At 70.3% G+C, this 23,691-nt stretch carries 23 protein-coding genes and 1 pseudogene; 5 read left to right on the top strand and 19 right to left on the bottom strand.

Annotation, left to right across the window (positions count from 1 at the left end):
- Nucleotides 1-1,218: a hypothetical protein gene (locus tag ACIBVP_RS27355; protein ID WP_396109206.1), complete on the top strand. Its 1,218-nt coding sequence runs from the start codon at nt 1-3 to the stop codon at nt 1,216-1,218.
- 2 nt (nt 1,219-1,220) lie between these two features.
- Nucleotides 1,221-2,450, top strand: a complete 1,230-nt coding sequence (locus tag ACIBVP_RS27350) for an ATP-grasp domain-containing protein (RefSeq protein ID WP_396109205.1) — start codon at nt 1,221-1,223, stop codon at nt 2,448-2,450.
- A 25-nt stretch (nt 2,451-2,475) separates the two neighbouring features.
- On the opposite strand, the gene ACIBVP_RS27345 is transcribed toward ACIBVP_RS27350, so the two are convergent.
- The 3 genes from ACIBVP_RS27345 to ACIBVP_RS27335 form a co-directional block, all read right to left on the bottom strand.
- A complete protein-coding gene (locus ACIBVP_RS27345; RefSeq protein WP_396109204.1) occupies nt 2,476-3,705 on the bottom strand; it encodes a glycosyltransferase 87 family protein in 1,230 nt (409 codons plus the stop codon).
- A 168-nt stretch (nt 3,706-3,873) separates the two neighbouring features.
- Entirely contained in the window at nt 3,874-4,437 is a 564-nt protein-coding gene (locus ACIBVP_RS27340; protein WP_396109203.1) for a dihydrofolate reductase family protein, read from the bottom strand.
- A gap of 31 nt (nt 4,438-4,468) precedes the next feature.
- Entirely contained in the window at nt 4,469-5,044 is a 576-nt protein-coding gene (locus ACIBVP_RS27335; RefSeq protein ID WP_396109202.1) for a YceI family protein, read from the bottom strand.
- Between the two features lie 257 nt (nt 5,045-5,301).
- Here ACIBVP_RS27335 and ACIBVP_RS27330 point away from each other — a divergent pair, with 257 nt between their 5' ends.
- Both ACIBVP_RS27330 and ACIBVP_RS27325 read left to right on the top strand, forming a co-directional pair.
- Nucleotides 5,302-5,856, top strand: coding sequence for a dihydrofolate reductase family protein (locus ACIBVP_RS27330; protein ID WP_396109201.1), 555 nt, complete (start codon nt 5,302-5,304; stop codon nt 5,854-5,856).
- Between the two features lie 96 nt (nt 5,857-5,952).
- Complete coding sequence (locus ACIBVP_RS27325) at nt 5,953-6,750, top strand: winged helix-turn-helix transcriptional regulator (RefSeq protein WP_396109200.1); 798 nt, start codon at nt 5,953-5,955, stop codon at nt 6,748-6,750.
- Nucleotides 6,751-6,811: 61 nt separating this feature from the next.
- Here ACIBVP_RS27325 and ACIBVP_RS27320 read toward each other — a convergent pair whose 3' ends face one another.
- The 16 genes and pseudogenes from ACIBVP_RS27320 to ACIBVP_RS27245 form a co-directional block, all read right to left on the bottom strand.
- Nucleotides 6,812-8,200, bottom strand: a complete 1,389-nt coding sequence (locus ACIBVP_RS27320; RefSeq protein WP_396109199.1) for a cation:proton antiporter — start codon at nt 8,198-8,200, stop codon at nt 6,812-6,814.
- A 198-nt stretch (nt 8,201-8,398) separates the two neighbouring features.
- Entirely contained in the window at nt 8,399-9,949 is a 1,551-nt protein-coding gene (locus ACIBVP_RS27315) for a 4-hydroxyphenylacetate 3-hydroxylase family protein (RefSeq protein WP_396109198.1), read from the bottom strand.
- Between the two features lie 4 nt (nt 9,950-9,953).
- Nucleotides 9,954-11,201, bottom strand: a complete 1,248-nt coding sequence (locus ACIBVP_RS27310; protein ID WP_396109197.1) for an acyl-CoA dehydrogenase family protein — start codon at nt 11,199-11,201, stop codon at nt 9,954-9,956.
- Between the two features lie 111 nt (nt 11,202-11,312).
- Nucleotides 11,313-11,942 carry a LysE family translocator gene (locus ACIBVP_RS27305; protein WP_396109196.1) on the bottom strand — a complete coding sequence of 210 codons (630 nt, stop codon included), beginning with the start codon at nt 11,940-11,942 and terminating at the stop codon, nt 11,313-11,315.
- Nucleotides 11,933-13,354, bottom strand: a complete 1,422-nt coding sequence (locus ACIBVP_RS27300; RefSeq protein WP_396109195.1) for a UbiD family decarboxylase domain-containing protein — start codon at nt 13,352-13,354, stop codon at nt 11,933-11,935. The genes ACIBVP_RS27305 and ACIBVP_RS27300 overlap by 10 nt, the downstream gene beginning before the upstream one ends.
- The gene (locus ACIBVP_RS27295; RefSeq protein ID WP_396109194.1) at nt 13,351-14,037 is read right to left on the bottom strand and encodes a hypothetical protein; all 687 of its coding nucleotides are present in this window, start codon (nt 14,035-14,037) and stop codon (nt 13,351-13,353) included. The genes ACIBVP_RS27300 and ACIBVP_RS27295 overlap by 4 nt, the downstream gene beginning before the upstream one ends.
- Nucleotides 14,034-14,744 carry a hypothetical protein gene (locus tag ACIBVP_RS27290; protein WP_396109193.1) on the bottom strand — a complete coding sequence of 237 codons (711 nt, stop codon included), beginning with the start codon at nt 14,742-14,744 and terminating at the stop codon, nt 14,034-14,036. Before ACIBVP_RS27290 ends, ACIBVP_RS27295 begins: the two co-directional genes overlap by 4 nt.
- Nucleotides 14,737-16,101 carry a TrpB-like pyridoxal phosphate-dependent enzyme gene (locus ACIBVP_RS27285; protein WP_396109192.1) on the bottom strand — a complete coding sequence of 455 codons (1,365 nt, stop codon included), beginning with the start codon at nt 16,099-16,101 and terminating at the stop codon, nt 14,737-14,739. The genes ACIBVP_RS27290 and ACIBVP_RS27285 overlap by 8 nt, the downstream gene beginning before the upstream one ends.
- Nucleotides 16,098-16,793 (bottom strand): transglutaminase family protein, encoded by a 696-nt coding sequence (locus ACIBVP_RS27280; protein WP_396109191.1) that lies wholly within the window; start codon nt 16,791-16,793, stop codon nt 16,098-16,100. Before ACIBVP_RS27280 ends, ACIBVP_RS27285 begins: the two co-directional genes overlap by 4 nt.
- Complete coding sequence (locus ACIBVP_RS27275; RefSeq protein WP_396109190.1) at nt 16,790-17,974, bottom strand: acyl-CoA dehydrogenase family protein; 1,185 nt, start codon at nt 17,972-17,974, stop codon at nt 16,790-16,792. The genes ACIBVP_RS27280 and ACIBVP_RS27275 overlap by 4 nt, the downstream gene beginning before the upstream one ends.
- 61 nt (nt 17,975-18,035) lie before the next feature.
- Complete coding sequence (locus tag ACIBVP_RS27270) at nt 18,036-18,410, bottom strand: ectoine synthase (RefSeq protein ID WP_396109189.1); 375 nt, start codon at nt 18,408-18,410, stop codon at nt 18,036-18,038.
- A gap of 12 nt (nt 18,411-18,422) precedes the next feature.
- On the bottom strand, nt 18,423-19,214 hold the full coding sequence (gene trpA / locus ACIBVP_RS27265) for a tryptophan synthase subunit alpha (protein ID WP_396109188.1): 792 nt from the start codon (nt 19,212-19,214) through the stop codon (nt 18,423-18,425).
- A complete protein-coding gene (locus tag ACIBVP_RS27260; protein ID WP_396109187.1) occupies nt 19,207-20,232 on the bottom strand; it encodes an anthranilate phosphoribosyltransferase in 1,026 nt (341 codons plus the stop codon). Before ACIBVP_RS27260 ends, trpA begins: the two co-directional genes overlap by 8 nt.
- A 1-nt stretch (nt 20,233) precedes the next feature.
- Nucleotides 20,234-20,494: an acyl carrier protein gene (locus ACIBVP_RS27255; protein WP_396109186.1), complete on the bottom strand. Its 261-nt coding sequence runs from the start codon at nt 20,492-20,494 to the stop codon at nt 20,234-20,236.
- Nucleotides 20,491-20,787 carry a hypothetical protein gene (locus tag ACIBVP_RS27250; RefSeq protein WP_396109312.1) on the bottom strand — a complete coding sequence of 99 codons (297 nt, stop codon included), beginning with the start codon at nt 20,785-20,787 and terminating at the stop codon, nt 20,491-20,493. The genes ACIBVP_RS27255 and ACIBVP_RS27250 overlap by 4 nt, the downstream gene beginning before the upstream one ends.
- A 162-nt stretch (nt 20,788-20,949) precedes the next feature.
- A pseudogene (locus ACIBVP_RS27245) lies at nt 20,950-21,597 on the bottom strand (AMP-binding protein); the annotation flags it as partial.
- A gap of 882 nt (nt 21,598-22,479) precedes the next feature.
- Between ACIBVP_RS27245 and ACIBVP_RS27240 the strand changes: the two are divergent.
- The gene (locus ACIBVP_RS27240) at nt 22,480-23,670 is read left to right on the top strand and encodes an acyl-CoA dehydrogenase family protein (protein WP_396109185.1); all 1,191 of its coding nucleotides are present in this window, start codon (nt 22,480-22,482) and stop codon (nt 23,668-23,670) included.
- The last annotated feature ends 21 nt before the right edge of the window (nt 23,671-23,691 follow it).

The following is a 23,691-nucleotide window of genomic DNA, read 5'->3' as shown; positions in this document are numbered from 1 at the left end:
GTGCTCCACACACTGCTGATCAACACTGTGAGCACCGAGCCGATCGAGTCGCTGGAGACCGACCCGGAGATCCGGCTCACCGTGCTCACCCACCCCGAGTACGCGCGGCACTACCGCCCCGAGACGCCGATGGTGCTCGTCGACGACGTCACCGACCTGCGCCAGGTGCGGGACGCCGTGGTCGAGCTGATCCGCACCACGCCGATCGACCACGTGGTCGCGCCGTCCGAGCGCGGCCTCCAACCGGCCGGCTACGTGCGCTCGTTGCTCGGTCTGCCCGGCACCGGTTACGACACCGCCAACCGGTTCTCCAACAAGTACGCGATGAAGCGCGCGCTGGCCGCGGCCGGGCTGCCGGTGGCCCCGTTCGCCGCGCTCGGCAGCCTCGTCGACCTGCCGCGGCGGGCGACCGAACTGGGCTGGCCGGTCGTGGTCAAACCGGTGATCGGAGCCGCCTCGCGGGACACCCACGTGCTCGCCGACCGGGCCGCGTTCACCGAGTTGCTCTCCTCGCCGCACGCGGCCGGGCTGCGCGACTGCCGGTACCCGCTCATTCTGGAGCGGTTCGTCGACGTCGAGGCGGAGTTCCACTGCGACGGGGTCGTCAGCGACGGCACGGTCCGGTTCGCCTCGGTCTCCCGCTACGTGCTGCCGCCGCTGGTGCGCCGCGGCCGCATCGCCGGCTCGTACACACTGCCAGCCGACAGTCCCGACCTGGCGCCGGTCACCGAACTGCACCGGGCCGCGGTGGCGGCGCTCGGCCTGCGCGACGGGGTCACCCACCTCGAGGTCCTCCGTACCGGCGACGGCTTCCTGATCGGCGAGATCAGCGCCCGGCCGGGGGCGGGCGGGATCGGCGAGATGGTTCGCCTCCGGCACGGCGTGGACCTCTGGCAGGCGCTGATCGACGTCTCCGTCGGCCGCGAACCTGCTTGCGTCCCAACCGATTCCGGCGATGTGGTGATCGCCTGCATGCTGCCTGCGCGAGCCGGCCGGGTCGAGTACGTGACCCCGGCCACCGAACTGACCGCGCTGCCCGGCGTGGTCGGCGTGCGGCGGCTGGTGGAGCCCGGCACCGTGGTGTCGGACGAGATCAGCTCCGGGATCAACGCAGGCGTGGTGTTCCTCCGTGCGCCCACCGAGGCGGCGGTGCCCGCGACGATCGCCGCGCTGGAACGCGCGTTCACCCTGACTGTCAGCCCGGCGAAGGCGGCATGACGATGAGTTCCCGTGTACTTCTTTTCGGCGGCTCCCGGCAGACCATGCGCCGCGCCCACGACCTCGGCATCGAGCCGCTGTTGCTGCAGCGGCCAACCGACCACGACGAGAGCTACCGGCCGCTGGTCGCCGAGTTGCGCGTGGTCGACTACGACGACACGGCCGAGGTGCTGGCCGCGGCGCGCGACCTGCACCGGCGCCTGCCGTTCGACCGAGCCGTCTCCGTGACCGAGGCCGGGATGCTGGCCGCGGCCAGGGTCAACGAGCTGTTCGGGTTGGGCGGCAACCCGGTGAGCTCGGTCCGCCTGCTCAAGGACAAGGCCCGGATGCGCGGGCTGCTGAACGGGCTCGGCCTGAGCCCGGTGGCCGCGGCCGTCGTCACCGGGCAGGACGGGATCCGCCGGTTCGGCGCCGAGCACGGCTTCCCGGTGATCGTCAAGCCGGTCGACGCCTCTGCCAGCGTCGGGGTGTCCCGTGTGGACGGACCGGAGGACGTCGCCTCGGCCTGGTCGGTCGCGGAAGGTCTCGGTCTGCGCCGCATGCTCGTCGAGGAGTACCTGTCCGGTCCTGAGATCAGCGTCGAGGCGTTCAGCTTCGGCCCTGGCCGCCACCACATCGTGGCGCTGACCGCCAAGACCACCCTGCCCAACTTCGTCGAGGTCGGACACGTGGTGCCCGCGCCGGTCCCCGAGGACGCGGTGCTGGCCATCACCGGTCAGGTCACCGCGTTGCTGAACGCGGTGGGGCACCGGGACGGGCCCTCGCACACCGAGCTGAAGCTGACCAGCGCGGGCCCGAGGATCGTCGAATCGCACAACCGTCAGGGTGGTGACCGGATCACCGATCTCGTCGAGCTGGTTCACGGCGTGGACGTGATCAAGCACGGGCTGGCCTGGGCCACCCGGAAGGTCGAGCCGTGGGCGGCCGCCCCAACCGCCCGCGGCGCGGCGGCCATTCATTTCATGACCCCGCCACCTGGTGCCGTTGGCGCGATCACCGGTGTCGACGAGGCCCGCGCCCAGCCCGGGGTGGTCGGCGTCTACCTCGACGTGGCCCCCGGTGACACGATCCGGGAGGTTCGCAGTTCGCGTGACCGGGCCGGCAGCGTCGTCGCCCGGGCCGCCGACGCCGCGACCGCGACGGACCTCGCGGCGCGCGCCGCCGAGCGGATCCGTTTCCAGCAGACGTCGCCCGACTGGTCGGGCTTGGTTCGGGACGCCGCGGCAAGCTGAGAGAGTGTCATACCTGACCACAGGTTCACTCGATCGAGTGAACCTGTGGTTCCGCGGGCCGGGGGAGCAGCGCGAGCGCGCCGAGGGCGCCGGCGCCGATGAGAACGTACAGGTAGTTGCCGAACAGTGTGGCCATGCCGTCGGGGTGGGGTGCCCTGAGCGTTTGCAGGACGATCCAGCAGGAGGACGCCGCGAGCGCCAGCCACACCAGGACGATGCCGGCCTTCTCCTTCGGGAGGTTGTGTCGCCAGGCCCGGACGGCCCACAGCAACAGCAACGGGATGCACCACACCCAGTGGAATATCCAGGAGACCGGTGAGACCAGCAGTCCGGCGACGGCGCACGCCAGAATGCCTGCCGGCTCGTGCCCGCGGCGACTTGCCCGGATCGCCACCGCGAGCCCGGCGATCCCGACCAGGGCCGCGAGCACCAGCCAGACCGCGCTGGCGTGCGGGATCTGCAGCCGGTCGAGCACGCCGCGGATGGAGGCGTTCAGGGTTCGTGCGACCTCGTCGTCCGGGATGTCCGTCACCCGCGAGAAGTCCCACAGGTCGGTGAACCAGTACCGCACGGAATCCCTGGGCAGCACCAGGAAACCGGCGACGATGGTGGCGCCGAAGGTCAGCGTCGCGGTGCCGGCTGCTCGCCGGTCGCGGGTGAACAGCAGGTACGGAACGAAGATGAGTGGTGTCAGCTTGATGCCCGCCGCGATTCCCACGCCGACACCGCGAAACCGGCCGGTCACGCAGGCCAGGTCGACGATCACCAGCAGCAGGATCAGGTTGATCTGACCGATCCACAGGTTGAACGTCACCGGCGCCAGCGGCAGCATGACCAGGCTGGCGACCGCCGTCCACCGGATGCGCGCCGCCCGGTCGGTGACCCCGAGCGGACCGAGCAGCGACCAGATCAGCATCTCCATGGCCAGCACCGAGATCAGCGCCCAGAAGCCCGCCGCGACGGTGGCTGGCAGGAGGGCCAGCGGCCCGAACAGCACGGCCGCGATCGGTGGGTAGGTGAACGGAAGCTGCAACGGCGAGGCGAAGCCGTACAGCGGGTCGCCATTCAGCACCGCGGCCGCCGCGCCCCGGTAGACGTCGAAGTCGACGCCGAGAAACGCGCGCGGATACATGAGAAGGAACGCGCCCGCCACACCGACGGCAAGCAGCACCAGCAAGCCATGCCACCCGGTCATGCTCCCGGCCAACCGGTCCCGCCGGGACACGTCGCCGTGCCGGTCATCCACGTTCACCATGCCCTGGCCCCTTCCACCAGCAGACCCGCGAGTCACGCCCGCAACCACCGCGAGTCGCGTTCTCGGACACCTCGAGTTGTCGTTTCGTGCACACCTCCTGATCGGTGGAACTGCAGGAAACTCACAACTCGGTATGCCTGGGGACGCGACTCGCGGTGGTTGTTTTGGTCAGTTGACGACTTCGTATCGCAGTCGAACGGTCTCGGCGCCGGGCACGGCCGAGACGAGCCGTAGCTCTGTCTGGGCCTCGAGGTGTTCGAACAACCGGATGCCCTTGCCGAGCAACACGGGCACGACGTGCAGTTGCAGCTCGTCCAGCAGGCCGGCGTTGAGACACTGCTGGGCCATGTCAGCACCGCCGAGCACGTACACCGTGCGGCCTCCGGCCAGGTCTCGCGCCCGTGCCACCGCGGCCTCGACACCCGACTCGACCACGAAGCTCGTCCACACGCCGCTCGCGACCTCGTCGGGGACGTCGTGCGACACGATGACGTGGGGCACCTTGATGGCCGGGTTTCCGCCCCAGCCACTGGCCAGGTCGAACGTCCGCCTGCCCGCGACGACCGCACCGGCGTCGATGTCGTCGAGCACCTCGAGCAGCTCGTCGCTGAAGCGCATGTTCTCCGTGCCCGCACCGGTGAACACCCAACGGTGCAGGCGCGCCACGTCATCTTCCGGTCCCGCGACGAACCCGTCCAACGACACCGACATGTCGAGAAGAACCGTTCCCACGGCCGCAATACCCTCCGACGTCACGTCGCGGTCATTCGCTCAACGCGGCCTCGATCTCGAGGTGGATGTCGACCTTGTCGCCGATGACCACCTTGCTGCCCTCGGTCGCCACCCCGAAGCTGACGCCGAAGTCGCTGCGGGTGATCGACGTGCGGCCGTCGAAACCGATGCGCTGCTCGCCCTGTAGTCCCGTCGGGTCAACGCCGAGGAACTCCAGCGCGATGTCCACGCCCTTGGTCACGTCCCGGATGGTCAGATCACCGCTGAGCACCCAGGCACCGTCGACCGAGCGGATACCCGTGCTGGTGAACGTCATCTTCGGGGTCTGCTCGACGTCGAAGAAGTCCTTGGTGCGCAAGTGGTTGTCACGCATGTCATTGCCCGTGGTCACCGAGGCCAGCTCGATGGTCACCGACGCACGGGACAGCTCCGGCGTTTCGCCGACGGTGATCTCACCCGCGAACTCGGTGAACCTACCCCGTACTCGACTCATCAGGTGCCGCACGGAGAACCCGACGTTCGAGTGAGCGGGATCGATGACCCAAGTCCCGGCAACGACCCCCGGCAGCGCACTCTGGCCGTTGGAGTTGACGACAGCCTCGCTCACAATACCTCCTAGACAGGACCGCACGGCCGACACACGCGCGGGCCGACCACGTCCTGTCACTCGTCGCGACCACCGGACTGCCCAGCGGTCTCCGCATCCTCATCGTCGACCGGGGAACACGACACGGCATCTTCCAGAATGCGGTATTTCGAGCCGGAAACTATCCCATCGCCCATCCGTGGTGTTCCGATTACTGCCGCGAAGGCGCTTGGGCTACTGTCGTCGGCACGAAGCCGTATGACGAGAAGGAGGCAGGAATGGGTGCGGTGCAGATCGTTCTGTCAATGTCCCTGGACGGGTACATCACCGGAAAAGACCCGACTGTGGAGAATCCGCTCGGCAATGCCGGGGACATCATCCGCCCGGGTGGTGAGCGGTGGATGCGCGACGAGGTGATGGAGAGCACCGGCGCGGTCGTCGCCGGCCGCACGGTCTACGACCACACCCACGGCTGGGGGGAGAACCCGCCGTTCCGGCGCCCGGTGTTCGTGCCGACGCACCGGCCGCAGGAGGTCCGGGTGGCCGGCGAGACCACCTTCACGTTCGTGCCGGACGTGACGACCGCGGTCACCATGGCGAAAGAAGCCGCGGGCGACAAGAAGGTCTACCTCATGGGTGGTGCGAGTACCGCCAACCAGGCGCTGCGGGCCGGCTTGGTGGACGAGCTGCTCCTGCACATCGAGCCGGTGTTGCTCGGTGCCGGCGCCAGGTTGTTCGACGACCTCGGTGACCAGCGGATCCGGCTCGAGCGGACCAGGCTCGCCGAGAGCGAGAAATCCACACACATCTGGCTGCGCGTACTGCACGACTGACTCTGGCGTCGGCGACGAAACACGGCAAACCAGAAGGTGCGTCCCGTGCCGGTCGTGCTCGATCATGGCGGAACAGAGCAGACAGGAGGGACCCGCATGGCTGGCAGCGATTGGAAAGTTGTCATGAACGCCGACGGTGTCACCATTTCGAGTGACCTCTTCCAACTCACCACCAACTCCGCGGAACCGACCCAGTTGGAGACCGTGGTAACTGAGCTGCAGAACATCATGCACGGCACGTACGGGCAGTACTGCGGCCTTTCCCGGGCCGCCGAGATGATCGGCGAACGGTGGAGCCTGCTTATCCTGCGTGATCTGCTGGTGAGCCCGAAAACGGTGGCCGACCTGCGTGCAGGCCTGCCGCGGATCTCGGCCAACGTGCTCGAGACCCGCCTGCGGGAGATGGAGTACAGCGGCGTGGTCCGCAGGCAGGACCCCATGCGGGAGCAGGACCAGACCGTCTACGAGCTCACCGAGTACGGCCGGTCGGTCGAGGACGTCATGCTCGCGCTGAGCCGGTGGGGTGCGATGGCGCTGGCCGCCCCGCGTCCGGAGGACATCCTCACCGAGGACTCGGTGGTGATGGCGTTGCGCTCGACGTTCCGCGCCGACGCGGCGGCCGACCGCAAGGCGAGCTTCGAGGTGCGCCTCGGCGAGGTCGTGGTGCACGCCGTGGTCGACCACGGTGAGCTCACGGTCAACGCGGGTTCGCTGCCGGAGGCCGACGTCATCATCGAGTCGGACACGGAGCTCAAGAGCCTGCTCAGCCGTGCGGTGAGCACCGAGGACGCCCTCGCCTCCCGGCAGGTGACGGTGACGGGCGACCCGTCGCTGCTGGACATGTTCGTCGAGGTGTTCCAGCTGCCCGCCGCGCCGTCGCCCGTGCGGGTCTGACCGGCTGACAACGCCTGACGAGGCCCGCGCCACGGCGCGGGCCTCGTCACGTGCGTCCTCGTTACGCGGCACGCATCGGCCGGACCTGGTCGTCGCCGTCGTCCCTGTGGTCGTTTCCGCGTTCACCACCGTGTTCGTGCCCGGCGCCGCCCAGCCAGCGACCGCGCGCCACCTCCTCCTCGGTCACCTCGAGGTGCCGGACCGACCTGCGCAACATCGGCGGGGCGAGCAGCGAGGTGACGATCGCGACCAGGACGATGACGGTGTACATCGCCGTCGACAGCACGCCCAGCTGCAACCCCACGATCGCGATGATCACCTCGATGGCGCCGCGCGCGTTCAGGCCCGCGCCGAGTGCCATCGCCTCCCAGTGCCCCAGGCGCGCGGCGCGGGCGCCGAGGTAGGCGCCCGCGAGCTTGGCGGCGATCGCGACGACCAGCACGAGCCCGGCCGTGCCGAGTACCTCCGGCCGGGTCAGCGCCGTGAGGTCCATGCGCAGGCCGGCGGTGGCGAAGAACAGCGGCGCGAGCACCGCGGTGACGAAGGTCCGCAGCGGGGCCAGCATCTCCCGGTTGAGCCACTTCGACGACCCGATCACCACGCCGCCGATCAGCGCGCCGAGCACCGCCTCCAGGCCGAGCGCGTGAGTGCCCGCGGCGAACACGAACACCAGCAGCACGATCGTGGCGATGACGACGCCCGAGTCCCGGGTGCGGACGGCGGCGCGCAACGTCCGGCCGACCAGCGCCCGCCCGACGGTCATGCACACCACCAGCGCCACCGCCAGCAACGCGATGGGGAGCAACACGTTCGACGCGCGCACGCCGACCGTCGCCATGGCGGACACCACCGACAGCAGGAGCCAGCCGACCAGGTCCGAGACCGTCGCGCTGCCGATGATCAGCTGGCCGATGTCACGGTGGAGCAACCGCAGGTCCAGCAACGTCTTCGCGATGACCGGCACCGCGCTCACACACAGCGCGACGCCGACGAACGCGGCGAACGAAACGCGGTCGGCGCCGGCGCCGACGATCTCCAGCGGCAGCACGAAACCGACGGCGACACCGCACACCAGCGGGATGACCAGCGCGGTGGCGCTCACCCAGAGCGTCATCCCCGCCCGGCGGCGCAGCAGCCCGACGTCGACACCGATGCCGGTCACCCCGACCAGCAGCAGCACCCCGAGGTAGCCCACCGCGTCGACCAGGTGCAGCTGTGCCGCCTGGTCCAGCCGTAACCACGACGACAGTTCCGGCGTGAGGTGCCCGACGACCGACGGCCCGACCAGCACACCCGCGCACAGCTCCCCGATGACCGAGGGCAGACCGAAGCGCCGCGCCAGCCCGCCGAGCGCCAGTGCGGTCCCGAGCAGCAGCGCGATCAGGGTCACGAAGACCATCATCTGGTGCCCGCCCATGGGCGCGATCGGTCCCGCCGCCGACAGATTCATTCCGCTCTCCTTGTCGATTGCCGGGCCAGCGTTTTCCCGCTGGTCTGCTCACGAATTCAGGGTCGCATCAGATCTGTTCGGCATGCGTATCACTGCATGCGCTGCAAAACACACCTTTAAATGGCATGATAATTATCTTCGATCAAGGAGGTCGATTTTGGGGCCGCCCATCCGTTGAGGGTTTCGATTACGTGGACGTCACTCGGTGGCCAGCATGCCGCGGCCGAGCTCGCCGAGTTCGTTGAACGACTCCAGGTCCGGCACCTGCCAGCCGTCCAGGTCGTACTCGGCGAGGCACTGGTCGACGAGCTCCTTGTACCCGTCCAACTGCCCGTCGCCCATCTGCCCGAACAGCAGCTCCACCCGGGTGTTCTCGTGGTTGCCCGCGTAGTTCCGCTCGTAGAGCTCGTGCCGCCCGCCGAACTCGGTGCCGACCGCGTCCCACAACAGCTTCATCACCTTGACCCGCTCGACCGAGTCGACGCCGTGCGAGCCGCGCAGGTACTTGTCCAGATAGGGCCGGACCTCCGGGTTCCGGAAGTCCTTCGCGCTCGAGTTCAGGTAGACGAGTCCACTCGCGACGTCCTGCAGGACGATCTCGCGGATCCGCGCGTAACCGAGCTGGGAGAACCAGCGGTACGCCATGCCGTAGCGCGGGTTGGGCAGCACCGCCCCGTTGCGCCACGGCACCGGGTTGCGCGCGGCCGCGTCGGACAGCCCCCAGAACAGGTTCCGCCAGGCGAGCACCTCGCCGAGCCGTGACTGCACGCCGCGGAAGTCGCTGACGCCGGTGATGTCCAGCGCCTTGGCGAGCAGCCCGGCGAGGAACTCGAACTTCACGGCGAGCCGGGTGCAGCCGTGGAAGGTGAACCGCTCGATGAAGCCCGACTGCCCGGTGAACATGCCGACCTTGGCCACGTCGCCGTAGATGAACACGTTCTCCCACGGGATGAGCACCTTGTCCAGCACCAGGATGGTGTCGTTCTCGTCCAGCCGGGAGGACAGCGGGTAGTCGAACGGGCTGCCGGTCAGCGCGGACGCGGCCGTGTAGGACTGGCGGCAGATCAGCTTCATGCCGGGGGAGTCCATCGGCACGGTGGCCACGAGCGCGAACTTGCGGTCCTTGATGGGCAGCCCGTAGTGCGCGATGAAGTTGTAGTGGGTCAGCGCCGAGCCGGTCGCCACGACCTTCGCACCGCTGACGATCACGCCGGCGTCGGTCTCGCGTTCCACGTGGACGAACACGTCGGCGACCTCGTCCGGCGGCCGGTGTCGGTCCACCGGCGGGTGCACGATCGCGTGGTTCCAGTACAGGACCTTCTCCTGAGACTCCCGGTACCAGCGGCGCGCGTTGTCGGCGAAGGGGTTGTAGAACTCGGCGTTCGCGCCGAGCGTGCCGAGGAACGACGCCTTGTAGTCGGGGCTGCGGCCCATCCAGCCGTAGCTCAGCCGCGACCACGCCGCGATCGCCTGCTGGTCGGCCACCAGGTCGTCCGCGTTGTGCGGGGTGGTGTAAAAGCGGTGGGTGTAGCCGCCGGGACCGCCCGCGTCGGTGGCCGTGGTCAGCACGTCGCGGTGTGCGGGATCGTGCAGCGCGTCGTAGAGCCGCGCGGTCATCCGCACCGGGTTGCGGAACGCGGGGTGCTCGGTCACGTCCTTGACGCGCTCGCCGTAGAGGTAGATGGCGCGGTCGTCGCGAAGGCTCTCGATGTACTCGGCGCCGGTGAGCGGCCGGGTCTGCTCGGTCATCTGATCACCGCCCCGCCACGTCGAAGACCAGCTCGGCGAGCTGGCGGTTGGCCACGGTCGCCAGGAAGACACTCACCCCGGCGTGGCTGTGCTGGGTCGACATGTCCCGCCAGACGCGCTCGATGCGTGCGCCCGCGCGCACCGCGCTCGACCCCGCGGTGGGGAACAGGTGCTCGGACACCGCGCTCCAGGACAGGCGGATGGCCTCGCGGGTGATAACGGACAGCCGCAGGTCCAGCTCGCGGGTGCACGCCTGCGGCCCGCGCCGTGCCGCCTCGTCCCACTGCCGCACCGCGTCGCGCAGCGCGGCGGCCGCGGCGGCGATCCGGCCCGCGGCCTCGCCGTAGTGGGTCTGGTAGTCCGGGTTCTCCGTGCGGAGGGTGATCGGCGGGAACGTGGTGTGGCGGCTGCGCATCAGGTCGGCGTAGGCGTCCAGGGCGCCGGTGGCCATGCCGACCGCCAGCGCGCCGAGCTGGAACTGCAGGGAGCTCAGCACCCCGCCGCCGTACAGGGGGTTGCCGTGCAGCTCGCGGCCGGACGTGCCGTCGACGACGCTCGTCAGGCCCATGTGCGTGCCGGGCAGCGCACGGTGCGCCGGCACGTGCACCTTCTCGATCGCGATGCTGTGCGAGCCGCTGCCCTTCAGGCCGAGCTGCGCGCCCCAGTCGTCCAGCCGTGTCCACTGTGTCCTCGGCACGGTGAACATCATCGGCGCCGGGGGCTCGCCGTCCTCGCCCGCCACCAGGGTGTGGCCGATGAAGTGGTTGGCATACGGCGAGCCGGAGCAGTAGGCGTGCACGCCGTCGACGATCCAGCCGCCGTCGTCGGCAGGCTCCGCGAACCCGACCGGCGCGACCGTGGCCGGGCAGATGAAGTCGCCACCGGCGAACAGCTCGTCCTGCGCCTCCTCGCCGAACAGCGTGGCGGCGATGAGCGCGTGTGTCGCGCCGAACGCGTACATCCAGGCGGTCGACGGGCAGCCGCGTGCGAGTGCGGACACCACGCGCACGCTGGTGTCCAGACCGAACTCGTAGCCGCCGTAGCGCCGGGGCACCAGGAGCCGGTACAGGCCGGCGCCGAGGAACTCGTTGTGCGTGTCCAGTGCGTAGTACCCGCGCTGCTCGGTCTCGGCCTGCCGGTCGACGAGTGTCGCCGCGATCCGCTCCGCGCGGGCGACGACCGCGTCCTCGGTCAGCCCCGGTTCCGGTGGGGACGGGTGGCCGTTCGTCGGCACGCTCCTGGCGGCTGTCATGTCCGGTACATCCCTTCGGAGAGCCTGATGCACCCCTGAGCATCACACCGCGTTCGGGCACGGACATCCTTGTGGATGCGGTGTTTCCGCGCCGCGAGCGACGTGTGCCGGTCAGGCCAGCGCGGCGAAGAGCGCGAGACCGACGAGGGTGGCCGCGGAGCCGACGCGCTGCCAGAGGTGGAACCTCGGGTTGTGGTCCAGCCAGCGCCCGACCGCCACCGAACCGGTCGCGTACAGCAGGTCGAGCAGCAGCGCGATGACGAAGAACACGAGGCCGAGGATCAACGCCTGGCTGGGCACCGAGACCGCGTCGGGCGCGATGAACTGTGGGAACAGCGCGAGGAAGAACAACGCCACCTTGGGGTTGAGGACGTTGACCAGCGCCGCGCTCCCGAGTGTGCGCAGCATCGACTGTTCCGGAACCGTCTCGCTCAGGTGGCTCTCTGGCGCGCGTGCCGCCCGGTAGGCGAGGTAGAGCAGGTACGCGGCCCCCGCGTACTTCAGGATGTTGAACGCGACCGGCGACGAGGCCAGCAGCGCCGAGATGCCGACGACCGTGCCGACGATGTGCACCAGCGTGCCCAGTTCGACGCCGAACGCGGAGGCGAAGGCCGCTCGCCTGCCGCTGACGATTCCCTTGCTCAGGATGAAGAACATGTTGGGCCCGGGGATGATCACCAGCAGGAAGGCCGTCCCAGCGAACAGCAGGAGCGTGGTGGCCGACGGGAAGCTCAGTGACATGGCGATCCTCCTGGTCGCATCGGAAAGCTCCGGCGCGTGGTGTCGCGAAGCGCGAACGGCACCGTGGCGTCGATCAGCGTCCTCGGTCCCTCGTCCGCGGGCAGACCGCGGGCACGTGCCCAGTCGGTGGTCTGCGACGGGTCCATGGCGAGCGGCCGGTAACCGGTGAACGTGACGGCGGCGCTGAGGTTGCCCCGGGTGGTGACCGCCCACCAGACGTCCTCCGCGCACCGCACGTCGACGTCGTCGTCGACGCACACGATCAGCTTGACGAACGAGTGCCGGTCGAAGATCGCGCGCGCGAGTGGCACGAGCAGGTCGTCGTCGTGCACGGACTGCTTCCGCACGGCCAGGAACAGCGTCAGCATGCCGCCGCCCGCGGGCGGGAGGTGCACGTCGTGCACCATGCCGAGGCCGGGGGCGTCGCCCATCGCGACGGACAGCGCGCCCGCGAGGCCGAGGATCACCGACTGTTCCCGGCCGGGGCCGATCACGGCCTGGTAGTGCGGGTCCCGCCGCGTGGTCCGCGCGGTCAGCGTGAGCACTGGGAGCTCGTCCTGCGCAGCGCCGTCGTAGCCGAGGAACTCCGGCATCGACATCTTCGGCGGGCCGTGCACCGCCTCCGCCGTCACCTGGTGGTCGAGGTAGCCCTCCAGGACGATCTCCGACTCCGCCAGCACGTCGGTGTCCTGGCTGACCGCGTCCGCCAGCCCGACGGACGTGCCGCCCAGCGCACCGGCCATCCCCAGCTTGTTCGTCGCTGACGTGAGCAGGTCCGCGCTCAACGCGGACGCGACCATCACGGCCGGCGGCACACCGATGTTGACCGAAACCGGCAGCCGCTTGCCCGCACGCACCGCGCGCTCGCGCATCGCACGCAGGCGGCGGCTGGACAGCATCCAGACGGCCAGCCGGTCCGGCCCGACGAGCAGCATCCGGTGTGTGGACAGCGCGATCACCCCGGTGCGGGGGTCGCGTGCGTACACCACGCCCATCGTCAGGTACCGCCCGGCGTCCCTCGGCGTGGCCAGCAGCGCGGGCAGCGTGAGCACGTCCACCTCGGTCGAGACGTGCTCCTGGCAGGGCGCGTCGCTGACCCGGTGGACCTGCCGCGCCGCGGCGACCAGGTCGGCGGCCGCGGCGGCGCTGGTGCGCGCGGGCAGGCCGGGCAGCCAGGACCGCACCCGCCGCTCACAGCCGTACGCCCCGAGGAGCACCGGCATCTCGGCGCCGTCCGGCCGGTAGGTCACCACCTTCTCCGCGCGGTCGGCGGAGCCCGCGGGCACCCCGGCGTAGTGGGTGGCGTAGTGGGTGGCGATCTCCTCGGGGACGCATCCCGCGTGCTCGGCCCGGTCGGAGCCGGGCACCGTGTCCAGTGCGGCGCGCAGCGACGGCGCCGGGTTGCCGGTCATCGCAGGCACCGCCGGAACTCGGTCAGCCACGCGCCCGGGCTGGCGGCGGTGAGCAGCCCGGTGCCGACGAGCAGACCGTTGTAGCCTGCCTTGATCAACTCGGCGCCCGCGGCCGGGCTGGTGATGCCGCTGGCGCTGACCGCGCAGCGGACCCCGGCCGCGCGCAGCGCCGCCAGCAGCCCGGAGCTGCGCCCCAGGTCGCCCTGGTCGCGCTCGCGGTTCTTGATGTCCTTGTTGTTCACCGCGATGACGCACTCCTCGGGGTGCCGCAGCGCGGCGAGCTCCTGTTCGTCCACGATCTCGACGAAGGGGGTGAGACCGATGGCGAGCGCCGTCTCGGCCAGCCGGTTCAACACGTCGGCGGACAGCACGCTCGCCGTCAGCAACACGGCGGCCGCGCCCTGGTCGCGGGCGGCCGCCAGCTGGGCCCGCCGGGTGAGGAAGTCCTTCTGCAGCACCGGAAGCCCGGTGCTTTCGGTGACCCGCCGCAGCAGGTCGGCGGTGCCGCCGAACCAGCGTCCGGTCACCACCGAGACGCACTCGATGCCGTTGTCCCGGTAGGTGTCCAGCACCTCCTCGACCGAGCGGTCGCCGAGCAGCGGCACCCCGTCCGACGACCGCAGCTTGATCTCGCCGATGACCGGCACCCCGGCCTCGGTGAGCGTCTTCGCGAACCGGGTCATGCGGTGGCTCCTCGTGGCTCCGGCCTGCGCCACGCCCGGCGGATCGCCGCCACGCGTGCCGCCGTGAACCGGCCGTCGGCGTCACGGGCCGCGGTGTCCACGTCGACGCCCGCGAAGTGGGGGTGGGCCCGGACCGCCGCGAACCGCTCGGCGTTGTGGGGGGAGACACCGCCCGCGAGCAGGAACGGCGCGTCCACCTCGTCCGCGATCGCGAGCACCACGGCGGGGTCGAGCTCCCGGCCGGTGCTGCCGATGCCGCCGTCCTCGCCGACCGCGTCCAGCAGGAACAGGTCCACGCCCGCGCGCCGGTAGGAACGCAGCAGCCGCTGCTCGTGCGACACCGTGCCGGCCACGTGCAGCACCTTGATCACGGTCGCCGCCCCGGCGGCGGACTTGAGCGCACGCACCGCCGTCGGCGGCTGGTAGCCGTGGAGTTGCACGAAGCCGATCCCGGCATCGCCCATCGCGCCCGCGATCACGGTCATGTCACCGCTGAAGGTGACCAGGACAGGTACGCGTCGTGCCGCCGCGCACGCCGAGGCGAGCCGGACCAGCCGTGCGCGGTCGAGGTCGGCGTGCCCGCCCATGACGCCGTGCCAGAGGCCGACCAGGTCAGCGCCGCCGGACGCCAGGGCGGTCACGTCCGCGCCGCCGGTCGCGCCGCAGACCTTCAGCCACGGCGCGTCCGGCAGCAGGACGTCAGCCATTGGGCACCGTTGGCAGGTTGGACAGCGCGGTGGCGACCGCCTCGTCGTCGTACGCGTCGTCCCGCAGCTCGCCCGCCAGGTACGCCTGGTACGCCGCGAGGTCGAAGAACCCGTGCCCGGACAGTCCGAAGACGATGGTCTCCTTGCTGCCTTCCTCCTTGCACCGCAACGCTTCGGTGATCGCCGCGTGGATCGCGTGCGTCGACTCGGGCGCGGGCACGAGGCCCTCCGACTTCGCGAAGGTCAGGCCCGACGCGAAGCAGTCCGTCTGCGCCACCGCGACCGGCTCGATCAGACCCTGTTCGACCGCGCCGCTCACCAGCGGCGCCATGCCGTGGTACCGCAGACCGCCGGCGTGGAAGGCAGGCGGCACGAACTCGTGGCCCAGCGTGTGCATGCGCAGCAGCGGTGTCAGCCCCGCCGTGTCGCCGAAGTCGTAGGCGAACTTGCCCTGGGTCAGGGTCGGGCACGCGGCGGGCTCCGCCGCCACGACGCGGACGTCGGTCCGCCCGGCCAGCTTCTCGCCGAGGAACGGGAACGTGAGACCGCCGAGGTTGCTGCCACCGCCCGCGCAGCCGATCACGACGTCGGCCTGGTCACCCGCGAGCTCCAGCTGCTTGAGCGCCTCCTTGCCGATCACCGACTGGTGCAGCAGCACGTGGTTGAGCACGCTGCCGCCCGCGTAGTTGGTGTACGGGTCGCCCGCCGCCAGCTCGACGGCCTCCGACGTGGCGATGCCGAGGCTGCCGGTGCAGTCCGGGTCGTCGGCCAGGATCGCCCGCCCCGCCTCGGTCTCCGTGCTGGGGGAGGGCACGCAGCGGGCGCCGTAGGTCTCCATGAGCAGCCGCCGGTACGGCTTCTGGTGGTAGCTGACCTTGACCATGTAGACGCTGACGTCCAGCCCGAACAGCGCACCGGCGAAGGACAGCGCGGAACCCCACTGCCCAGCCCCGGTCTCGGTCACCAGCCGGGTGATGCCGGCTTCCTTGTTGTAGAACGCCTGGGGGATCGCGGTGTTCGGCTTGTGGCTGCCCGCCGGGCTGACGCCCTCGTACTTGTAGTAGATCTTCGCGGGGGTGTCCAGCACCTGCTCGAGCCTGCGGGCGCGGTACAGCGGCGACGGCCGCCACTGCGCGTAGAGCCTGCGCACCGGCTCGGGGATCTCGACCTCGCGTTCCCGGCTGAGCTCCTGCCGTGCCAGCGTCTCCGGCATGATCGGCACCAGGTCGTCGACGGTGATCGCCGCGCCGGTGCCCGGGTGCAGGAGCGGCTCGAGGCCGGGCAGGTCGGCGGCGATGTTGTACCAGGTGGTCGGCAGGTCCCGCTCGTCGAGCTGGTACTTGATCTGGCCGGTCATGCTACGTCTCCTTCTGTGGCGGTGGTTCGTGCGGCATCGGCGACGAGTGAGCCATCGGCGAACCTCGTGTCGCTCGCGAACAGTGCGGGATGGGCGGCTCGGAGCCCGGACAGCACGAGGTCGTAGGGCAGGTCGTCGAACTCGCCGTGCGTGCGCAGGAACTCCATGTGCCTGCGGCCCTTCAGGTCGTACGGGTGGTGCACGCTGTCGCTCGTACCGTCGAACTCCAACGGTGTGATGCCGTACAGGCGGCACAGGGTCCGGTTGAACACCGGTGTCGCCCGCACCCAATCCTGTCCGTTGTGGACGACGGTGAGGCAGTGGAAGGTGAAGACGTCGCCCCCGACCAGCTCACGCAACCGCGGTGACGACAGGTGGTTGCGCACGTCGGTGAGTAGCAACCGGCTCGGCACGCCGATCGCACGCAACGTCGCGGCGTAGAGCACCGACTTGTGCAGGCAGATGCCCGAGCGGCGGGTGACCACCTCGCTCGCCCGCAGGCCCTCGCGGGACAGGTCGGCGCCGAACACCTCGTAGGTGATGCGGTCGCGGACGGCGCGGTACAGGGCCACCGCACGGGTCATCGCGTCAGCACCGTCCTCGGGTGCCCACCGGTCGACGAAGCCCCTGACCTGTGCCGAGTCGTGGTCGAGGAACGGGGTCACGCGCAGCTGCTCGTCGGTCACCATCATGACGCTCTGCTTCCGCCGAGCCCCAGCGTGGCGGCGATCCGGTTGCGCTGGATCTCCGACGTGCCCGAGTAGATGGTGCCCGCCACCGCGCCGCGCAGGTCCTTCTCCACGCCGTACTCGGCCATGTAGCCGTTGCCGCCGAAGATCTGCACGGCGGCCATCGCGGAGGCGACGTTCTGTTCGCTGGCGACCAGCTTGGTGATGGCGAGGTCGGTGGTGATGTTCTTGCCGTCGGCGAACTTCGCCGCCGTGTCGTAGAGCCATTTGCGGGTGGTTTCCACGCCGATCTTCATGTCGGCGATGCGGTGCGAGACCGCCTGGAACGACCCGATCGGCGAGCCGAACGCGGAACGCTCCTTCGCATACCCGACGACCTGTTCGAGCCGGTGCTCCATCTCACCCAGGTTGATCACGAACGAGCAGAGGATCTCCCACTTCATGACGTGGTCCAGCACCAGGAAGCCGCCCCCGGCGCGGCCGATGACGTTCGCGGCGGGCACCCGGCAGTCGTCGAAGAACAGCTCGGCGAGCGGGGAGGTGCGCAGCCCCATCTTCGCTATCGGGTTGCCGACCGTGAAACCGGGTGTGTCCCGTTCGACCACGAACGCGGTGGTGCCCAGCGGGCCGCCGTCCGGGTGGGTGCGCGCGTACACCACGAAGAGGTCGGCGACCGGACCGTTGCTTACGAAGGTCTTGCTGCCGTTGAGCACGAAGTGGTCGCCGTCGCGGCGGGCGGAGGTGCGCATGGCGAGCGCGTCCGAGCCGAAGTCGGGCTCGGTGATCGCGTGCGCGCCGATCCGGTCACCGTCGCAGATGGCGGGCAGGATCCGCGACTTCAGGTCCCTGCTCCCGAACCGCTGGATGGGGATGCCCGTGCTGACGATGTGGGTGGACACGGAGAAGCTCAGCCCGCCGTCGCGGCACCCGTGCCCGAGTCCCTCCAGCACGTACATGGTGGTGAGCACGTCCTGGCCGAGCCCGCCCCATTCCTCGTCGAACGGGAGCCGGAAGATGTCCATCTGCTGGAGCAGCTTCCACTTCTCGTGCGGAAACCTGCTCTCGGCATCGATGGCCACGTGGTCGGCGGACAGATCCGCCGACCACGCGGCCATGGCAGTGCGTAATCGTCTTTGTTCGGTGCTCCAGGTCAGCATGTCCACTCCGCGAGTTCGGGGTTTCATGCTGGCACGGTGCCCCGCACGGCACTTCCGCTATCGTGCGGTCTTTCGGCCCCCTGGAAGGTCAATACGCGGAGAACTCCGCCGCGTCGAGCGAGTGAACCTCGTCGCCGCGTAACGCCGGGCTGAACACGCACACCAGCCGGAGGTCCTCGTCGGGGGAGGCGATCAGGAAGTGCGGGTCGTTGTCGTTCAGTGCGTACAACGTGCCGGGGGATAACGGGTACGAGTTGCCCGCCAGGTCGACGACCTCGCCGCTGCCCTCGATGCAGTAACAGGACTCGAGGTGGTTGCGGTATTCGAGCCGGGACTTCGTGCCGGCCAGCACGATCGTGTCTGTCACCGTGTAGTTCATACCGTCGGACGCGAGCAGGAACCGGCGGCTCACGCCGTTGCCCCAGTCGACGGAGGGAACCTCGTTGAGGTGTCGGACCAGCATGGTTGCTCCTGTTCAGGGTCTGGGCTGGGAAAGGCCTTCGACGAACCGGGTCAGTTCGGCCACCGGGTCGAGCCGCTCCGCGAGCGCGTGCTCGACCCGCGCGACCGCGGCGCTGCCGATCACGGCGGCGTCCGCGCCGAGTTCGCCGATGGCGGCGACGTCGTCGCGGTCGCGGACGCCGAACCCGACCGCGACCGGCGTGTTCGCCGTGGCGTGCAGTGCCGCCACGGTGTCACGCAACCCGGTGAAGTCCTGGTCGGTCCGAGTGCCGCTGCGGCCGTACCGGGCGACCAGGTAGACGTAGGCTGCGGCGCGGGCGGCGGCGTCGGCAATCACTTCCCTTGCTGAGTTCGGGTAGCACGTGGTGACTACCGGCACAGCGCGTTCGGCGGCGAGGTCGTGGTACTCCTCCCGCAACAGCGGGGGCAGGCCGTGCAGCAGGAGGCCGTCCACGGAGCGCGCCGCGACGCGGTCCAGGAACCAGCTCATCGGCCGCGGCTTCACCGTGTGGCTCCAGTCGGCGAGCAGGACGATCTTCATGTGGCGCAGCCGGCCCGCGACCGAGTCGACGAACTCGAGCGTCTCGTCGAGGCCGACGCCCTCGGCCAGCGCGCGGGTGGCGGAGCGCCGGACCACCGGGCCGTCGGTGAAGGAGTTGGGGAACGGGACGGCCAGCTCCAGGCAGTTCACGCCCTGCGCGTCCATGGCGAACACCGCGTCGCGCAGCACGGGCAGCGGCGGGTCGCCAGCGTTGAGGAACATCGCGAGACCGGGCTTGCGTCCGGTGAAGAACCCGTCAGCCATGACGTCCTCCCGTGGTGACCAGCTTCTCGGCGGCAAGGCGGCGGGCGAGGTCGAGCACGGTGCCGTCGTCGATGACGGCCCGGGCGGCGCGCACGCCGTCGGCGAACCCGGACACGGTCCCGGCGAGCACCGCGAGCGCCGCCGCGTTGAGGCACACGGTCGCGACGGCCGCCTCGGGTGCCTGCCCCGCGATCAGTGCCAGGAAGTCGGCGGCCGCGTCGTCGGAGGGCCTGGCCAGGTCGGCGAGGGTGCCGCCGCCGACGCCGATGGCGGTCGGGTCGACGACGAACGAGCCCGCGCCGTTGTCGTGCACCTGGGACGGTGCGATGCTGAGCAGCTCGTCGGCGCCGAGATCGTTGTGGCACAACCAGATCCGGGTCTCGGTGCGCTTCGCCGCCAGGTGCTGGAACACGTGCAGTGCGGAGGCGTCGGAGATGCCGGTGAGCTGGGCGCCGGTGGACACGTTCGCCAGGAACGGGCCCAGCGCGTTGACGATGCCGCCGACGGCACGCAGCCCCAGTGGTGACACGGTCCTGGCGAGCCGGGTCAGCTCGGCCGGGTAGACGAACTGACCGGCGAACGTGATGCCGAACCGGTCGAGCTGCTCGCCTGCCTCGTCGGCGGAACGGGCGAGCGGGATGCCCAGCCGTTCCAGGACGTCGATGGACCCGACGGTGCCGGACCCGGCGCGGGACCCGGTCTTCAGGATCCGTACCCCCATCGAGGCCGCCACCAGGGCGGCGGCGGTCGAGACGTTCACGGTCGCCGGGCCGCCGCCGGTGCCGACGATGTTCACCGCCGACGGCAGCCGCAGGGCGGCCTTGGCGCGGCGTTCGGCCAGGGAGGTGATGAGCCCGTCGGCGGTCACCGCGTCGAGCCCCCGGGCGGACAGCGCCGCGAACAGGGCCGCCGCTTCCGCGCGGTCCACCTGCCCTTCGCGGAGCGCCTCCCAGAACCGGTGCCAGGTGGCGGTGGTCAGGGCCTTGCCGCGAACCGCGGTCGTCACGATGTCACGCATGTCAGCCAACTCCCACGGTCTGGGTGGCACGAGCCACGAAGTCGTCGATCGCGGCGACGGTGCGGAAGCTCTCCGGCTCCAGCTCCAGGTCGTCGATCGCCAGGTCGAAGCGGTCCTCGAGCCACGCGATGACCTTCAGCAGGCCGAGGCTGTCGACCACGCCGGTCGCGATCAGGTCGTAGTCGGCGGGCAGCTCGGCGGGGTCGGTGCCGGGGAGGAACTCGTCGGCGACGAAAGCGGTGATGATGTCGATGTTGGTCATGCCATTTCCTTTCGGAGGAGCCGGCTCAGCAGCTCGCGGTCTGGTTTTCCGGTGGAGGTCCTGGGGAGGGGGGTGTCGGTGATCCGGACGGTCGACGGGATGGCGGTGCGGGGTAGCCGCCCCGCCAGGTACTGGCGCAGGCCCAGCCCGGTGAGGGTGGAACCGGTGCGACGGCGGGAGATCGCGTGCAGCAGGTTGCCCGCGACCGGGTCGGGGGTGGCGATGGTGACGGTCTCCACGATGTCCTCGTGTTCGGCCACCAGTCGCTCGATCTCGGTGAGGTTGGTGCGCACGCCGCGCACCTTGACCTGGAAGTCGGTGCGCCCGACGAGGGTGATCCGGCTGTCCTGCGCGACGTCGACGAGGTCGCCGGTGCGGTAGTACACCCGGTCGTCGGCGCCGGCCGGATGGCGTACGAACCGGTTGGCGTTGAGCGATTCGTCCAGGTAGCCGGTGGTCTGGAATGGCGTGCTGACCCAGAGCTCGCCGGTGCCGCTCCCGGTCACGACGGCGCCTGCCTCGTCGACGATGACGATCGACACGTCGGGGAGTGGCCTGCCGAGCGGGATCCGCCCCGTCGGCAGCGCGTGCCGGTCGAGCCGGTGCAACATGCTGTCGTTGGTCTCGGTGCAGCCGTACAGGTTGTAGAGGTCCGCTTGAGGGAAGAGCTCGGGCAGCGCGGCGAGCGTGCTCGGCTGCGGCGCGTCGCCGGTGACGATCACGTGCCGCAGATGCGGGAACTCCCCGAACTCGCCCTCGCCCGCCGCCAGCAGCTGGAAGGGCATCGGCACGGCCTGCATCACGGTGACGCGGTGCTCGTGGAGCAGCCCGGCGAGGTAGCGGGCGTTGGTCGCCCGGTCGGGGTCGACGAGGACGACCCGGCCGCCGTGCTTGAGCGTCGCCCAGATGTCCAGCAGGCAGAGGTCGAAGTTGAGTGGGCTGTAGTTGAGCACCGTGCTGTCCGGGCCGAGGGAGAACCGTGTGCCCGCCCAGTCGGTGAAGCGGTCCACGGCTCCCTCGGTCAGCGGCACGATCTTCGGCACGCCGGTCGAGCCGGAGGTGGTCAGGTGGAAGGTCGTCGCGTCCGGTCGCGGGGGGGGGCGGGGGGGGGGCCCCCGGGGCCGCGGGGGGGGGGGGGCGGGGGCGGGGGGGGCGCGGACCCCCCCCCCCCCCCCCCGCCACCCCCCCCCCCCCCCCGCCCCCCCGGGGGGGGGGGGGGGGGGGGGGGGGGGGGGGGGGGGGGGGGGGGGGGGGCGGGGGGGGGGGGGGGGGGGGGGGGGGGGGGCCCCCGCGGCCCCCCCCCGGGCCGGTCGTCTCGTCGGCGGGGAAGTCGTCCGTGTTCACGATCCGGTCGACGCCCGCCGTGCGGAACAGCTCGGCGCGGGTCGCCTCGGCCAGCGTGAGCGAGGGCAGCAGGAACGGCCGGCCGGCGAGCAGGCTCCCGAGTACGAGAGCGATCCCGTCGGGGGTCTTCGCCGCCAGGAGCCCGAGCGGAGTGTCGGAGGCACTGTCACCGGCGAGGTCCGCGGCGATCCGGCCGGCGCGCCGGCACAGCTCGCCATAAGTCACTGTCTCGTCGCCGTATTCCAGCGCGGGAGCGCTGGGGCGGGTTTCTCCGTGGCGGAGAATCGCGGCGGTCAATGATCCGGTCAACGGTGCCTCCGGTGTTGCATTTCGCTGTTATACAACACCGTAATTGAACGCTGAGGGGCTTGGCAATGCCCAGCGGACCGGATCGGCCGGTGCAGCAATATGGAAGAAGGCGCGGGGCTTGACGCCCAGGTCAGAGCGCCGGGATGTGTTGTGTCGCAAGCAGGAGCGGCCGCTGGAGGGCTGAGGTCGGCCGCTGTGTCGTGAGGACACCGGCCCCGTGGCCTGCCGACCGGCACGTCAGGAGATGCGCGCGAGGCACCCGCGAAGGCAATCTCGAAGCCAAACACATATATGGACGCCCGCGCGGTATTCGAGCGGCTTCTGTTCTTTGCTTGGAGGACACCTTGGCCACCACGATCCCTACGCGCGAGGAAATCGTGCGCAAGGCGACGGACCTGATACCGCTCCTGCGCAAGCACGCGTCATGGGCCGAGAAGAACCGCAGGCTGCACGACGAGTCGATCGAGGCACTTGCCGACGCAGGCGTGTTCAAGCTGCGGCGCCCGAAGCACTTCGGCGGGTACGAGGTGGACACCCGCACGCTCACCGAGGTCGCCACCGCGATCGGCCGGGGCTGTGGCTCCACCTCCTGGGTCGCGTCGGTGTACTGGATCCCGACCTGGATGGCATGCCAGTTCCCGGACGAGGTCCAGGAGGAGGTCTTCGCCACCCCGGACACCCGGATCTGCGGGACGCTCAGCCCGTCCGCGATGGCCGCGCCGGTCGAGGGCGGCATCGTGGTGAACGGGAAGTGGGGCTTCATCTCCGGTGCCCACCACGCGCAGTGGCAGGAGATCATCGCGATCCTGGTGCCGCCGGACGGCGAGCCGTACCCGGTCATGGCGCTGGTGCCGCTGTCGGACCTGCTCGTCGTGGACGACTGGGACACCTTCGGCCTGCGCGGCACCGGCAGCGTCAGCACGGTGGCCAAGGACCTGTTCATCCCGGCGGAGCGCGTGCTGCCGCTGCCGGTGGTGCTGTCCGGGCAGACCGCGTCCAAGCGCAACGCGAACTCCGCGATCTACCGCGCGCCGCTCATGCCGGTCGCCGCCGCGTCGTCGACGGGCACGATCGTCGGCATGGCGAAGGGCGCCATGGACGCGTTCCTCGACCGGCTGCCCGACCGCAAGATCACCTACACGAACTACGACAGCCAGCGCGAGGCGCCCATCACCCACTTCCAGGTGGCCGAGGCGGCGCTGAAGACCGACGAGGCCGAGTTCCACGCGTGGCGCGCCTCGAACCTGGTGGACCGCAAGTGCGCCGAGGGCACCGAGTGGAAGCTCGAGGAGCGGGCCGTGACGCGTGCGGACGTCGGCAGCGTGATCCGGCTGGCCAAGGAGGCGATCGGGGTCCTCGCCAACGCGAGCGGCGGCACGTCGATCTACAACGGGATCCCGATCCAGCGGATCAACCGTGACATCCAGGCGGTCAACCAGCACGCGCTGATGCACCCGAACACGAACTTCGAGCTGTACGGCCGGGTGCTGTGCGGCCTCGAGCCCAACACGCTCTACATCTGACCGTCAGCGACCTCAGGAGGA

It is taken from the genome of Actinophytocola sp. NPDC049390 (assembly GCF_044466355.1).
In the GTDB taxonomy this organism is placed as follows: Bacteria; Actinomycetota; Actinomycetes; order Mycobacteriales; family Pseudonocardiaceae; genus Actinophytocola.
This window is presented reverse-complemented; position numbering and strand designations above follow the sequence as displayed.